This is a genomic window from Bacteroides fluxus YIT 12057, from assembly GCF_000195635.1.
GTDB lineage: Bacteria > Bacteroidota > Bacteroidia > Bacteroidales > Bacteroidaceae > Bacteroides > Bacteroides fluxus.
Genome location: NZ_GL882694.1, coordinates 67,486 through 81,815 on the forward strand (window position 1 = coordinate 67,486; position 14,330 = coordinate 81,815).

At 48.7% G+C, this 14,330-nt stretch carries 16 protein-coding genes; 6 read left to right on the forward strand and 10 right to left on the reverse strand.

Features of this window, described 5'->3' with window-relative positions; all coding sequences use genetic code 11:
* Window positions 1-7 precede the first annotated feature (7 nt).
* From HMPREF9446_RS17065 to hpt, 6 genes are read right to left on the reverse strand one after another with little or no spacing between them, the layout of a single operon-like run.
* Complete coding sequence (locus tag HMPREF9446_RS17065) at window positions 8-727, reverse strand: M23 family metallopeptidase (protein WP_009126984.1); 720 nt, start codon at window positions 725-727, stop codon at window positions 8-10.
* Complete coding sequence (locus tag HMPREF9446_RS17070; RefSeq protein ID WP_009126985.1) at window positions 728-1,393, reverse strand: B3/B4 domain-containing protein; 666 nt, start codon at window positions 1,391-1,393, stop codon at window positions 728-730.
* Window positions 1,394-1,395: 2 nt separating this feature from the next.
* Window positions 1,396-2,217, reverse strand: coding sequence for a peptidoglycan editing factor PgeF (pgeF, locus tag HMPREF9446_RS17075; RefSeq protein ID WP_009126986.1), 822 nt, complete (start codon window positions 2,215-2,217; stop codon window positions 1,396-1,398).
* Entirely contained in the window at window positions 2,214-3,398 is a 1,185-nt protein-coding gene (gene obgE / locus HMPREF9446_RS17080; protein ID WP_009126987.1) for a GTPase ObgE, read from the reverse strand. Before obgE ends, pgeF begins: the two co-directional genes overlap by 4 nt.
* A gap of 27 nt (window positions 3,399-3,425) precedes the next feature.
* Entirely contained in the window at window positions 3,426-3,998 is a 573-nt protein-coding gene (locus HMPREF9446_RS17085) for an adenylate kinase (protein WP_009126988.1), read from the reverse strand.
* A 34-nt stretch (window positions 3,999-4,032) separates the two neighbouring features.
* Window positions 4,033-4,569 (reverse strand): hypoxanthine phosphoribosyltransferase, encoded by a 537-nt coding sequence (gene hpt / locus HMPREF9446_RS17090; RefSeq protein ID WP_039969899.1) that lies wholly within the window; start codon window positions 4,567-4,569, stop codon window positions 4,033-4,035.
* Window positions 4,570-4,858: 289 nt separating this feature from the next.
* Here hpt and HMPREF9446_RS17095 point away from each other — a divergent pair, with 289 nt between their 5' ends.
* Both HMPREF9446_RS17095 and HMPREF9446_RS17100 read left to right on the forward strand, forming a co-directional pair.
* The gene (locus tag HMPREF9446_RS17095) at window positions 4,859-5,341 is read left to right on the forward strand and encodes an HU family DNA-binding protein (RefSeq protein WP_009126990.1); all 483 of its coding nucleotides are present in this window, start codon (window positions 4,859-4,861) and stop codon (window positions 5,339-5,341) included.
* A gap of 21 nt (window positions 5,342-5,362) precedes the next feature.
* A complete protein-coding gene (locus HMPREF9446_RS17100; protein ID WP_009126991.1) occupies window positions 5,363-6,877 on the forward strand; it encodes a bifunctional ADP-dependent NAD(P)H-hydrate dehydratase/NAD(P)H-hydrate epimerase in 1,515 nt (504 codons plus the stop codon).
* A gap of 7 nt (window positions 6,878-6,884) precedes the next feature.
* On the opposite strand, the gene HMPREF9446_RS17105 is transcribed toward HMPREF9446_RS17100, so the two are convergent.
* Window positions 6,885-7,568 carry a DUF5715 family protein gene (locus HMPREF9446_RS17105; protein ID WP_009126992.1) on the reverse strand — a complete coding sequence of 228 codons (684 nt, stop codon included), beginning with the start codon at window positions 7,566-7,568 and terminating at the stop codon, window positions 6,885-6,887.
* Between the two features lie 154 nt (window positions 7,569-7,722).
* On the opposite strand from HMPREF9446_RS17105, the gene truA reads away from it, so the two are divergent.
* From truA to HMPREF9446_RS17125, 4 genes are read left to right on the forward strand one after another with little or no spacing between them, the layout of a single operon-like run.
* Window positions 7,723-8,505: a tRNA pseudouridine(38-40) synthase TruA gene (truA, locus tag HMPREF9446_RS17110; protein ID WP_050797323.1), complete on the forward strand. Its 783-nt coding sequence runs from the start codon at window positions 7,723-7,725 to the stop codon at window positions 8,503-8,505.
* 22 nt (window positions 8,506-8,527) lie between these two features.
* The gene (locus HMPREF9446_RS17115) at window positions 8,528-9,427 is read left to right on the forward strand and encodes a DMT family transporter (RefSeq protein ID WP_039969900.1); all 900 of its coding nucleotides are present in this window, start codon (window positions 8,528-8,530) and stop codon (window positions 9,425-9,427) included.
* A gap of 11 nt (window positions 9,428-9,438) precedes the next feature.
* On the forward strand, window positions 9,439-9,909 hold the full coding sequence (locus HMPREF9446_RS17120; protein WP_009126995.1) for a GAF domain-containing protein: 471 nt from the start codon (window positions 9,439-9,441) through the stop codon (window positions 9,907-9,909).
* Window positions 9,910-9,945: 36 nt separating this feature from the next.
* A complete protein-coding gene (locus HMPREF9446_RS17125) occupies window positions 9,946-10,593 on the forward strand; it encodes a DUF3256 family protein (RefSeq protein ID WP_009126996.1) in 648 nt (215 codons plus the stop codon).
* An 18-nt stretch (window positions 10,594-10,611) separates the two neighbouring features.
* Here HMPREF9446_RS17125 and HMPREF9446_RS17130 read toward each other — a convergent pair whose 3' ends face one another.
* The 3 genes from HMPREF9446_RS17130 to HMPREF9446_RS17145 all read right to left on the reverse strand — a co-directional run.
* Window positions 10,612-11,502 carry a YitT family protein gene (locus tag HMPREF9446_RS17130; RefSeq protein ID WP_009126997.1) on the reverse strand — a complete coding sequence of 297 codons (891 nt, stop codon included), beginning with the start codon at window positions 11,500-11,502 and terminating at the stop codon, window positions 10,612-10,614.
* A gap of 153 nt (window positions 11,503-11,655) precedes the next feature.
* Window positions 11,656-13,209 (reverse strand): Gfo/Idh/MocA family protein, encoded by a 1,554-nt coding sequence (locus HMPREF9446_RS17135; RefSeq protein ID WP_009126998.1) that lies wholly within the window; start codon window positions 13,207-13,209, stop codon window positions 11,656-11,658.
* Between the two features lie 239 nt (window positions 13,210-13,448).
* On the reverse strand, window positions 13,449-14,330 hold an 882-nt coding region (locus HMPREF9446_RS17145; protein ID WP_009127000.1), incomplete at its 5' end, for a RagB/SusD family nutrient uptake outer membrane protein.

Sequence of the window (14,330 nt, forward strand, 5' to 3'; positions counted from 1 at the left end):
ATATGCTTTAAAGTTCAATTCGTTCTTTTAGTGAAACGTTTTGCAAATGTAGTGAAACGTTTGGATACTTAAATGGTTCTATCGGGTATTTTTTTTGCAGAGGCTTCGGGTAGATTGTCGGCAGTTGTTGCACGACGATGCCGTTTCCTTTTTTTGAGCATCCGATGCGCTGTCTGTTCAGCGTCTGTTCCTTCATGTTGAAGATGATATTGGGGTCGAAATGCTGGCCGTTGACACGTGTTTCGAAATGCAGATGGTCGGTAGAGGCACGTCCGGTACGTCCGGCTAATGCGATGGGTTGTCCGGCTTTGACCGTGTCGCCACAGTGTACAAGGTTTTTAAAGTTGTGGCTATATACCGTTTCCAGCCCGAAGTTATGGCGTACCACAATGACATTGCCATAGGCACTGTAAGGCTTGGACATCCGTACCACTCCATTGAAGGCGCTTCGTATGGTGTCTTTGGCGCAGGTCTTGATGTCTATGCCGCTGTGGCGCCCCCGTCCCCGTCCATAGGGGGAGATGACTTTGCCGCCGGGCAAGGGGAAGGAATACTCCGTATCCGGAATGTCCTCCAAAGGCAGTTCAACCAGTTCGCTTTGCGAAAACAATCCCGGGGTAGCAACGCGGATATGGTTGATTTCCATAGTGGAAAAGGCTGTCGTCTTCTCTTGTGCCGTGGCACCGGGGACGATGAATAGGAGAGGGACAAGAATACGGATTTTCATTTATTCAAAGTATTGTATGGTTCCACCGGCGGAGGAGGCATACTTTATTAATAAGTCTTGAATCATCTCGGCAGCCTCCTTCAGACCTTCCTGCCCGTTGTAGCCGTTGACAATGGCAAGGATGTGGCGGGTTTCAAGTCCCATTTTGGTGCGCTCGTTATCACTGGTCGGGGTGCCGATGCCGCCTGTGCGGTCACGATAGACAGGTAGTCCTTCAATGTTCAGAACTCCGCGGCCTATACCCTCGAACGGTTCGTCGGCACGCCCTATGCCGAGCTCAAGAGCGGTGCCTTCTATTTTGTCTGCGTCGAAGCCTCCGATGGAATGGCCGGTACGCAGGGAAACGAGGTTGATTAAATCTACCAGCGTGTCTATCCGGTAGAGCTCCATTCCGCGTAGCAGTCGCCGTCTCAGTGCCTCGGCAGAGGGGCGGTAGCGGCTGGGGTCTTTTCCGCAACACCTGTAGGCTTCGCGGGTGGCGGCAATGACGGGTTGGTACTTGATGCTGTCCGTTGTTTCACGAGTCCTTAATTCACGGGTGAATTCCGCGATTTCCTGCCACAACCCTTCGCAATATGCGGTATTTGTCACTTCGGCAAATACGGCTGCACCTTTAAAAGTCGGACAGGCTTTCTTGATGTCTTCTGATACGGTAATGTTGTACATGGCTAATGGGCATTTGCGTTTAACATGATTCCCGACAATATCCTTCCTGACCGGATGCCTGACCGGCGGGCGGAGAAAAAATCTTCATGTCGGGTAAAGGTACATATATGGGCCGTCTCCACTTGTGCGGAAGGGACGCCGAAATCAAGCAGCTGCAACCGGTTCGCTGCCCATAGGTCGATATGGTATTTATGTGTCTCGGGCTTCCACTCGGAAATGTAATCCATCCGGAAACCGTTTTCGCGGAATGCTTCATAGACTTCGTCGCCTACCTCGAAGGCGGAAAGGGAGATGCCGGGACCGATGCAGGCTATCACTTCCTTGCCGTCTGTGCCATAGCGGGCACGCATTTGGTCGAGTGTATGGCCAAGGATATAGTTCACGGTACCTCGCCAGCCGGCATGGACGGCGGCTATTACAGAATTTTGCCGGTCATAGAGCAGGATGGGGATACAGTCTGCTGTGGAAATGCAAATGCAGCAGCCTTGTTCGCGGGTTATCAGCGCATCAACGCCCTGCAGCATTGCATGCCGCACTTCTGCTGTTGCTTCCAGATAGGTCCCGTCGATGACGAGTGACTTCGTGCCATGTGTCTGGAAGGGAATAATCAGCTCCTCCGGACGTTGGGGCAGGGAGCTGCAAAGCAGTTCCCGGTTGCGCCGGACGCATTCCGCGTCATCCCCGGTATAAGGTGTGCAGTTAAAGGAAGCATAGTTTCCCTGGCTGCATCCTCCGTGGCGGGTGGTTACAAAACAAGAAATGTCGGGATATGAGGCGAGTATCTCATATCCCAACATTCTTCTATCTTCGGTGAGGGAAATCATTTTTTGTCTTCCTCCCAATCTTCTTCTTCGTATTCAAAGTCCTCAAGGTCTTCTATGTCCTCGTCATCATTGACATATTCGTAACTGAGGTCTTCATCTTCACCTTCTTCTTTCAGTTCTTCCTGCAAGTGGCTCATATCCTTGGCACGGTGGGCGATGTTTGCCACTTTACCTTCTATCTTGTTGCTTTCCTTGTTCAGTTCTTCCCACAGGATATCTTTCAGTACGGAAATGCCCATACCGGAGATGGCGGAAATGAATACATGAGGAATTCCCTCGGGCAACGTCGGCTCGATTTCGTCCATCAGTTCTTGGTCGAGCATGTCGCATTTGGTTACGGCAAGTACCCTTTGCTTGTCAAGCATCTCAGGGTTGAAGGTACGAAGCTCGTTCAGCAATATTTCATATTCTTTGCGAATATCGTCACTGTCGGCGGGAACCATAAACAACAATAACGAGTTCCGTTCGATATGGCGCAGGAAACGTAATCCCAGGCCTTTGCCGGCGCTGGCTCCTTCGATGATACCGGGAATGTCCGCCATGACGAATGACTTGCCGTCACGGTAGGACACGATGCCCAGGTTGGGCTCCAGCGTAGTGAAAGGATAATTGGCAATCTTGGGTTTGGCGGAAGATACGGCTGAAAGCAGGGTCGATTTTCCGGCATTTGGAAAACCTACCAGGCCGACATCAGCCAATAATTTCAACTCCATGATTACTGTCATTTCCTGCATCGGTTCACCCGGTTGGGCAAAACGAGGGGCTTGGCGGGTAGCCGTCTTGAAGTGCCAGTTACCCAGGCCGCCGCGTCCGCCTTTCAGCAAGATGACTTCTTGTCCATGTTCGGTAACATCACAGATATATTCACCGGTTTCGGCATTATAGACTACGGTACCGCAAGGCACTTCAACCACTTTGTCCTCTCCGTCCTTGCCGAAACTGCGGTTCTTGGAACCGGACTCTCCGTGTCCTGCCATGATGTGGCGGTCGTACCTCAAGTGCAGCAGTGTCCAATAGTTACGGTTGCCACGCAGGATTACATGGCCTCCTCGTCCTCCGTCACCTCCGTCGGGGCCTCCGTTGGGTATGTACTTTTCACGCCGCATATGCGTAGAACCTCGTCCGCCCTTACCTGAGCGGCAATATATTTTTACGTAGTCAACAAAATTCGATTCAGCCATACTACTTGCTACTTTTACTAATAATTATTATTTCACTGCGTCAATTGCTTTGCAGATGTCCGCAAAGATTTCTTCCAGCACACCGAAACCTTTGATATGTTGGTATTTGCCGTCCTGCTTGTACCAGTCAATCAACGGAGCCGTCTGCGAGTGGTAAACGACAAGGCGCTTTTTGATCGTTTCTTCGTTGTCGTCTGCACGGCCGGATTCTTGTCCGCGTTTGATGAGGCGTTTCATCAGTTCTTCTTCGGGTACGTCGAGGTCAAGCATTATGCTGACTTCCTGTCCGCGTTCAGCCAGCATCTTCTTCAAAGCTTCGGCTTGGGCGATAGTTCTGGGGAAACCGTCGAAGATGACGCCCTTGCTGTCTTGGAAGCTGTCGAATACGCTTGCCAGGATATCAATCATCAATTCATCGGGAATCAATTGTCCCTGGTCGATATAACCTTTGGCGGTCTTGCCCAGTTCGGTACCATTCTTCATTTCAGCGCGGAGCACGTCTCCGGTGGAAATGTGGTTGATTCCATACTTTTCTACAATCTTCTCACTTTGTGTCCCTTTGCCTGAGCCGGGAGCACCGAAAATTACAATATTCAACATTTGTTTTACCTATTTATTTGTGATTAACTGATTATTATTCCACTACTGTATAGATATCGGGATAGTTGCGTCCGAACCCGTCATAATCCAGCCCGTAACCAACGATAAAGTCGTTGGGAATGTTCATGGCGGCATATTCGATGTTCAGGTCGACTTTCAATTTCTCGGGTTTCACCAGTAAAGAGGCGATGTGAATTTCTTTGGGACCGCGTGTACCCAGGGTTTCCAGCAAACGTTGCATGGTAAGCCCTGTATCTACAATGTCTTCCACGATGACTACGGTGCGGTCCGTCAGATCCTCGTTGATACCGATTACTTCTTTGATGACCCCGGTAGAGGATACCCCTTGGTAAGATGCCAGTTTGACAAATGAAATTTCACAAGGGATCGTGATGCGTTTCAGCAGATCGGCGGTAAACATGAACGAGCCGTTCAGAACGCTGAGGAATAACGGGTTCTTTCCTGCCAGGTCACGATTGATTTCGTTCGCTACACGGGTTACTTCTTTCAGAATGTCCTGCTCCTTGATGGAGACTGTGAACTTTTTGTCTTTAATCTGTATGGTATCCATAGATGGGGTGTTTTTAGAAAGTTGGCGCAAAAATACGATTTTTATTCCACTCCATGCATCATCTTCTGTAATTTCTTGTGTATTTCTAATATATGCGCTACCTTTGCTTTGTAAACGAAGCTTTCCGACATGCACATGTAGGTAATGCTGACATGTGCATGTAAGTAATGCTGATATGTACATGTAGGTACTCCCGACATGTACATGTAGTCACCTGCTTTCCTTAAAGGAAGACAGGCTGTTTCCGAATGAAACGCTTGCTGTTGTACATTTAATACATTATTCAAGTATGGCAATCCCTTACATCGTCTGCCGCAAGGTGGACGCAACGAAAAAAGATAAACCGCAATTGTGGTATGCCGTCGGCAAGAAATTGCAGAAGAAAGGCGGCAAGACCGAGCGGGACGTGGCGCACCAGGTGGCGCAACGGACCGGTTTTCACCGGGGAGTGGTAGAGGCTGTGCTCGCTGCAACGGGTGAAATCATCGAAGAGGCACTGAGCGAGGGGCATTCTGTGACGCTGCGTGGCATCGGGTCGTTTCAGACGGCAGTCACGAGCAAAGGATTTGAATATCCGGAAGACGTGCTGCCGCATTCCGTGAGGCTCTCGCGCGTATATTTCAAGGCAGACCGCATGTTGACGCTGGCGGTGAAGCGCGCGGGGTGTCACCGCATTCCGTTCAAGTATTATTTCCCGGAGGAGTTGCTGACGAAGAAGATGAAACAGGCCGACAAGGAAGCGGAACAAGAAGAGAATTTGTTGAATGAATAATATAAGTTTGAGGATTTAGACATGAAGATATTTCCTGCTGCAAGCATCAAGCAATTGGATGCGCATACCATAGAGAATGAACCTGTGGCGTCCATCGATTTGATGGAACGTGCCTCGCATGCATTGTCCGGAGCCCTCTCGGAGCGTTGGGATTCCGATACACCGTTTACGGTTTTTGCCGGACCGGGCAATAATGGAGGGGATGCGTTGGCTGTTTCACGCCTCCTGGCGGAGAAAGGGTATAAACTTGAGGTGTATCTTTTCAACACCAAAGGTTCTCTTTCGCCGGATTGCGCCACAAACAAAGAAAGGCTGGCAAATGTGGCGGGCGTGGATTTTCATGAGGTCACCACGCAGTTTGTACCGCCTGTCCTTACCGCGGAGCATGTCGTGGTTGACGGCTTGTTCGGCAGTGGGCTGAACAAGGCTCTGGCAGGTGGTTTTGCCGCAGTGGTGAAATACATCAATGCTTCACCGGCTACTGTGGTGTCCATCGACATCCCTTCCGGCTTGATGGGAGAGGATAATACCTATAATGTGCAATCCAACATTGTCCGTGCCGACTTGACGTTGAGCCTGCAACTGCCGAAACTGGCGTTCCTCTTTGCCGAAAACGAACCTTTTGTCGGCGAATGGCGGCTTCTGGATATTGGACTCAGCGAGGAAGCGATGGAAGAAATGGAAACAGATTTCTATCTGTCAGAGCATGAAGATATGCCCGGTCTGTTGAAGCCCCGCACTAAATTTGCACATAAAGGCAACTTTGGCCGTGCATTGCTGATAGCCGGTTCGCAAGGCATGGCGGGAGCCTCGGTACTGGCGGCGCGGGCTTGCCTGCGCTCCGGGGTAGGGCTGCTGACTGTTCATGTGCCGTTCTGCAACAATTTTATAGTACAGACTTCCGTGCCTGAGGCTATGACTGAATTGGATATAAGCGATACGTGTTTCGCTTCTCCGGCCGATGCGGATGATTGTCAGGCGGTGGGCATCGGGCCGGGGCTGGGCAGGGCGGCGGAAACGGAGACCGCTTTGTTGGAACAGATAGAGTCCTGTCATGTGCCGATGGTGGTCGATGCCGATGCGTTGAACCTTTTGGGTGAGAAACGCAGCTATATAGGACGTTTGCCCAAAGGCAGCGTTCTTACGCCGCATCCCAAGGAATTGGAACGTCTGGTAGGCAAATGCCAGAATTCATACGAACGGTTGATGAAAGCCCGTGAATTGGCAAAGACTTCCGGTGTACATATTTTGTTGAAAGGAGCTTATTCGGTTATCATTGCACCCTCGGGCAAGTGCTGGTTTAATATAACCGGGAATCCGGGCATGGCAACCGGTGGCAGCGGTGACGTGCTGACGGGGGTTGTACTTGCTTTGCTGGCGCAGGGGTATGAGGCAGAAACAGCTGCCCGACTGGGTGCGTATGTACACGGGTTGGCAGGAGACATTGCAGGCAAGAAGCAAGGCATGGCGGGGATGACGGCAGGGGACGTCGTGAATTGCCTGCCGCTGGCGTGGAGGATGCTGGAGGAAAAATGAGAATTTCTCATTTCCCTCTTGTCGTGATGTGAAAACATCCCTGCTTCAGCTCATACTTTATATAGCACCTGTCTGCCTGTTTCAAATCTCTCAATACCTCGGACAATACCAGTTTCAGTGTGTCCGCACTGACATCCTGGAGAGGGCGTCCGTCTTCGTCTTCTATTTTTTGGAAACGCTTCCAGCTGACATCGAACGTTGTGCCATAGAAATGGGCGGAATTCAGGGAGGCGTTGCCGTTGCGGCGGCGCAGGCGTTTTACGTCATCTTTGGTGCGGAGTACGGAGGTTACAATAACTTTATTGGGGTTCAGTCCTTTAGACTCCAACGAGTCCAGGAAGTTAGAGCCGATACTGTCCAACAGGTTTGCAGCTCCGGGAATCAGGTAAGGTATGGAATGAGTCAAGGAATCTACTGCATATCGTTCATTCGTTGTAATATGTCTCAGCTTTTCTTTCATCTCCTCTGCCTCTTCACGGGAGGCAAGCGGGCGGATGCCTATGGCTTGGGCTGTTTTCAGATGCTTCTCGTTCAAGTCTCCGAAAGAACGTTTGTAGCTGATTACTCCTTTGATGTTGCGGGGTTCGTTCAGTTTCAGTGACATGTCTTTCTTTTTGCAGCCGCTGAGGCCGGTTGACAATGTGATTCCTGCTATCAGAAGGACGGGGATTAAATGGTATTTATGGCGCATCTTTATGGTCTTTTTAATCGGTAATCTTCAATGAAATTTTTGCAAAGATAATCCAAACCCATGAAACACTATGGATAGAAACCCGCTTTTTTCATGCCTTTTTGCGTCTTCTGCCCTCAGTTTGTATTATCTTTGCCGCACAAAAAAGAAAAACGTGCAACGATATTTTATTTATTTGGCTTATGACGGTACTGCCTATCATGGCTGGCAGATTCAGCCCAACGGGGCAAGTGTACAGGAGTGTCTGATGAAAGCGCTCTCCACTTTGCTGCGCCGGGAGGTGGAAGTGGTGGGAGCGGGACGTACGGATGCCGGGGTACATGCCTCGCTGATGGTAGCTCATTTTGATAGTGAAACGCCTTTGGATGTCACTTTCATGGCAGACAAGTTGAACAGGCTGCTTCCTCCCGATATTTCTGTCTATAGTTTGCGGGCGGTAAAACCGGAGGCCCATGCCCGTTTTGATGCGACGGCACGTATGTATAAATATTACGTCACTACCGCCAAAGTTCCCTTCAACCGCCGGTACCGTTGCCGTCTTTTTCAGACACCCGATTTTGAACGGATGAATGAAGCCGCAAAGACTCTGTTTGACTATACGGATTTTACGAGTTTCAGCAAATTGCATACGGATGTCAAGACCAATAATTGCCGGATTATGCATGCCGCCTGGACGCAATTGGATGAAGTAACCTGGGTTTTCACTGTTCAGGCAGACCGTTTCCTGCGAAACATGGTACGCGCCATTGTTGGAACCTTGCTTGAGGTGGGACGTGGAAAGCTTACGGTAGAAGGATTCCGGCGGGTCATCGAACAAAAGGACCGTTGCCGGGCGGGAACTTCTGTTCCCGGCAATGCGCTTTTCTTGGTAGATGTTGCCTATCCCGAAAACATATTTTTGGGTAAGGAAGACGCCCTTTCTGCTTTTGTTTTTTAACTTTTAATTTTTAATGAATCAGATGTGGTTATTACTTGCTTTCCTTTCGGCGGCTTTGCTGGGATTTTATGATGCCTTCAAGAAGCAGTCCCTCCGGGACAATGCCGTGCTTCCGGTACTTTTTCTGAATACGGTATTTTCCAGCCTTATCTTTCTTCCGTTCATTCTGGTATCGGTGTTTGTTCCTTCGGTTTTGGACGGAACGATGTTTCAGGTGCCTGTAGTGGGGTGGGAAGTGCATAAATTCATTATAGTCAAGTCGTTCATAGTACTGTCTTCCTGGATATTCGGCTATTTTGGAATGAAGCATTTGCCGTTGACTATTGTGGGGCCTATCAATGCAACCCGTCCCGTGATGGTGCTCGTGGGTGCTATGCTGGTATTCGGCGAACGTTTGAATTTATACCAATGGATTGGTGTCATGCTTGCCGTGCTTTCTTTCTTTATGTTGAGCCGTTCCGGCAAGAAGGAGGGCATTGACTTTAAACACAACAAATGGATTTTGTTTATTGTGCTTGCCGCCGTAACCGGTGCCGTCAGCGGATTGTATGATAAATATCTTATGAAGCAACTTAATCCGATGTTGGTCCAGTCTTGGTACAATGTTTATCAGGTATTCATTATGTGCCCTATCATTTTGTTGTTATGGTATCCTAAACGGAAGGAAAGTACACCGTTCCGCTGGGACTGGACAATCATCTGTATCTCTGTTTTCCTTTGTGCGGCAGATTTTGTGTACTTCTATGCTTTGAGCTATGAAGATTCCATGATTTCCATTGTTTCGATGGTGCGTCGCGGAAGCGTAGTCGTGTCTTTCCTTTTTGGCGCTCTGTTTTTCCGTGAAAAGAATTTAAAAAGTAAGGCTGTTGACCTTATTTTGGTGCTGATTGGAATGTTCTTTTTATATTTGGGGAGTAAATAAACAGAAAACAGATGGCAGAAGATCTATATATAGATAATGGCAGCAAGAAAGACAAGTATTGCACTTTGGTTCCGCAGTTGGAAGGGCTGCTTTCGGGTGAGGATGATATCATTGCTAACCTGGCCAATGTGGCGGCTGCACTGAAAGAAACTTTCCGTTTCTTCTGGGTAGGTTTCTATCTGGTAAAAGGGGAAGAACTGGTGTTGGGGCCTTTCCAGGGTCCTGTGGCTTGTACCCGGATCAGGAAAGGACGCGGTGTCTGTGGCAAGGCGTGGGAAACGGGGAGGACATTGGTGGTGCCCGATGTGGAGGCGTTCCCCGGACATATAGCCTGCAGTTCTTTGTCCCGTTCTGAAATAGTGGTCCCGCTTCGTGGTGCTGACGGTACTGTGTGGGGAGTGCTGGATGTGGATAGTGAAGAATTGGACAGTTTTGATGATACGGACATGAGTTGTCTTGAGCGTATATGCGGTATGCTCTGATATCTTGGGTCTGATAATGGTAAATAGAAAAACAGTATGATAAGAAAAATGAGTATCCTTTTGTTTTGGATCTTTGCCGGAGTGGTAGCTTCACAGGCGCAGGAGGCCAAAACTTGTTTCGTGAATATGCCGGATTCCCTGAGTCCGCTGCTTTCTTCCGTGAACCGTGCGGACTTTATTGATTTCCTTGAAAGCAAGATGAAGGCGGAGGTCACTAACAATTTTGGCGGTAAATCTGAAATGACGGAACTTACTGCCGACTATATCCGTGTGAAGATGTCCAAGCAAAGTTCTTGGCAGATGAAGCTGTTGTCTGTCAATGACAGTACAAAAGTGATTTGTACGGTTTCTACCGTTTGTGCCCCTGCCTGCGACAGCCATATCAACTTTTATACGACGGACTGGAAAGAATTGGCCTCTTCCTCTTATTTACCGGCTTTGCCTGTTATAAATGATTTTATAGCCGAAGCTCCGGACACCGCGGATGTATATGGATACCAGGAGGCCTGTCTCCAAGCCGATATGTTATTGATGAAAGCTGACCTTTCTGCCAAAGATTCCCGGCTGACGTTTACGTTTACCACTCCTGATTATATGGAAAAAGAAGCGGCGGAAAAACTGAAGCCGTTTCTCCGCCGTCCTATGGCTTATGTGTGGAAAGAGGGGAGGTTTGTAGCCCTATAACCCCGTTGTTCCATTACTTTATTTTACCTTTATTTTGTCGAACCCTTCTCCATAGACTCCGATAACGGCACTCTGTGAAACGAATGCATTGGGGTCTATATCTTTTATCAGCCGGAAAATGATGGTTGATTCCCGTTTCTTGGCGAGAATAAACAGCATTTTTATTTCTTTTCCTGTATAGAAGCCCGAAGCATTGATGACTGTTGCGCCCCTGTGGGGATATACCTGGATATGCTTGGCTATTTCCGCATACTTGTCGCTGATAATGAAGAACTGTACCGACTGGCGTGCACTGTTCACTACTTGGTCGAGCACAAAACTGCAGATGTAGAGAGTGACGTAACCATATACTACCTTTTCCCAATCCTTCAACACGAAGTAGCTGGATGAAATGATGATAAGGTCACATATCAGCATTACTCTGCCCAATGTGATGTCACGGTATTTGTTGATGATGGCGGCGATGATATCTGTGCCCCCCGTGCTGCCGTTGTTGGAAAAGGCGATGCCGATGCCGCTGCCGCAGAAAGAAGCTCCGATGACGCAAGCCATGAAAGGTTGGTCGTGCAGCAGGACGACACCTTCGGTTAGCTTTTGAATAATCGAGAGGAAGAAAGTAAGGGTGAATACGGCAAAGATTGTCTTTACACTGAATTTCCATCCCAAAATGCGCAAGGCAAGCAGTAAAAGCATGAAGTTGATGGCGAAATACGTATATTGGACGGGAAATCCTGTCGCGAAATATACGATAGATGCAATACCCGGTACGCCACCGGTAGTGATATCGTTGGGCAGCAGGAATACTGTCCAGCCGATACCGTACAAAACCATGCCTACGGCAATCATCAGATAATCTCTCAGTTCACGCATAGTGTTTTGTCGAGAGGGGACATTTACGATTGTTTTCATTGTTAGTTGTAAATTTTCTGCAAAGGTAAGAAAAAGGAGTGTGACTTGGTTCGGGTGATATGTATAAAAATCGGCGGAAAAACAGCTTATGCTTCTCCGCCGATTGATGAACATTGTTTTTGGGGGAATGTGTTCCGGTTAATTAAGGTCGCATTATTTGTTTTCAGCTTCTGAAGCCCATTCTTTGGCGCCTTGCTCTTTCAGCTTGGCGGTAAACGCTTTGGCTCTTTCCAGGCTTGTTTGCTCTTCTTCGGGGCTTGCATAGGCATGCTTGTAGCCTTTCACTACATTCCATTCTCCGCGGGTGAAGTCGGGAAATTCTACGGCAGCGCAATTATTGTCCATGGATATTTCGCCCAGTTCGGCAAGCGCGCACCATTCTGCGAGGTCATATACGTCCATGTCTAAAGGCAGGCCGTTCTGCAGGCAATATACCAGGCGGCTGTCCATGATAAAATCCATACCGCCGTGTCCGCCTACTTCTTTAGCCGTTTCACCGTATTTCTTCAGGATGGGGTGCTGATATTTCTCAACCAAGGCATTCATTTCAGATTGTGGCAGGAATCCGTGCGAACTGAGATTGTCAACCTTGGGCTGTACGCCTGAAGCGCTCAACTGATCGGCTCCTAGTGCATAGCCTTCTGTAGGATATTTATTGGCGAAACCTTTCACGCCGGTCAGCTGGTATAGGCGGTTGTAAGGTTGCGGGGTCATTACGTTGTGTTGGATCTCGATAACCTTGCCGTTTTCAGTACGGATCATGGTAGTGGTGTGGTCGCCGTTACGGAAATTGTTGCAGGCAGAGTCGGTCTTGGCTTCTACCAATCCTTTGCCTACCACTGACTTTGTATCCATGGCGGTCAGTGTTTTCATGCGGTCACCACGGTGAATATCCAATACTTGTGCCACAGGGCCAAGGCCATGAGTGGCGTAAACATCACCGCGATGGCGCATATTGAATTCCAGGCGCCAGCCTAGCTTGTCGTTTTCGCCGTTCTTCCAGTAATAGTCCCAGAAACCGCTGAGGTCGTGGATGTATGCACCTTGTGCGCGGATGACTTCACCGAATACTCCGTTCTGTGCCATGTTCAGGGTATTCATCTCAAACCAGTCATAGCAGCAGTTCTCCAGAATAAAGCAGTGCTTGCGTGTGGTTTCACTCAGGTTGATAAGATCCCAGCATTCTTGCAGGTTCATGGCAGAAGGTACTTCGATGGCCACGTGCTTACCGTTCTCCAATGCGCATTTAGCGATAGGGAAGTGGTGCAGCCAGTCGGCGGCGATATATACCAGATCAATATCATCGCGTTTGCAGAGTGCCTCGTAGCCTTTTTCGCCCGAGTAGATAGCCGCTTTCGGCATGGAAGCTTTTTTCAGAATGTTCTGGCAGGCTTCTGCACGTTTCGCCTCATAGTCGCAAAGTGCCACGATTTGGGTTCCGGGAATATGAGTGAAACGTGATACGGCTCCGGGACCACGCATACCCAACCCTACAAAGCCTACGCGCACTACCTCCATTTTGGGGGCAGTAAGGCCGATGGCACTTTTTTGTCCGGCAGGACGTTCGGGGCTTTTTATGACAATGGTTCCTTCGTTCCATTCCCATTGTGTGCCTTTGTCGGTGGTATGGACAGTGGATGTCTGAGTTGAACATGCGCTCAGCACGATACATGCGCCGGCTAAGAGTAGTAATTTGAGTTTTCTCATGATAAATTTTTTATAAATAAGTAATTGATGAATTGTTTTATGTGCGAATACATTATAAATACACTTATAAAAGCCCTTTCCCCTACTTGGAGTGAATTTTTTTTTTGCAGATGTGTTATTTTCCGTTCATTTTGTCTGTATAAGAGGGCGGGATAAATAAAGGCTTGCTGTCCATTGGACATGGAAAAGCAAGCCTTCTTACGTTTTTTTATTTAGAAAGGTTAGAAAATCTGTGTTTGTTAATATCCCGGATTCTGATCGTCTTTCAACAGCGGGTTCAAGTCAATGGCCTCTAAAGGAATAGGCATTAATATCAGACGGTCGTTCCATGCTTTTTTTACAACTTTGTAGCCGTTAGGCGCATATGAGTAGCCATTCATCACCTTGTTGCAATATTCACAGCCATAACGTCTTATGTCATCATAACGATGTCCTTCGGCCGCCAGTTCTATGCGGCGCTCGTTGCGTACGAAATCCAGGGCTGCCTCTTTGCTTGGCATGGTGGCGGGTACGTTCGGCATGCCGCAACGGTCGCGAAGGTCATTCAAGGCCGCGGTGGCTTCTGTATCCCAGCCACTGTTTTGGATGCGGGCTTCGGCGAAGGTAAGCAGTACTTCGGCGTAGCGGATTACGGGATAGTCTTCTTCTGCCGCCCAATTGTCGTAGGGAGCCAGCGCTACCATCTTGCGATAACAATATCCGGTCCATGACTCGTTACCGTTTTTGTTTATCAAATCCGGATTCCAACGGAAGTAGAAAGTGCCTTTGGCCGTTTCGTGCCAGCCCTTGAATGGGAACAGCATGGAAACATACAGGCGGCTGTCGCGGTTGCGGAACTCTTTCATGTACTCATACTTCATGATATTGTCGGTGTCTGATACCTTTTGGGTATATTCTTCCACGGTCATGTCTTTGAAGTCATTCCATATTTGGGCATATCTTTGTTGACGTTGCTCTACGGTGATGTCTTTGTCGCGCATGGTTTTGCCGTCCACATCCCAATAGGCGTCAATCAAATCCTGCATCGGTTCGTACGAGCAGTATCCGTCTTGCACGGAAAGTGATTGCGGGATGAAATACGTATATCGGGTCAATGTAAAAACCTGAGTGGTAAATTTATA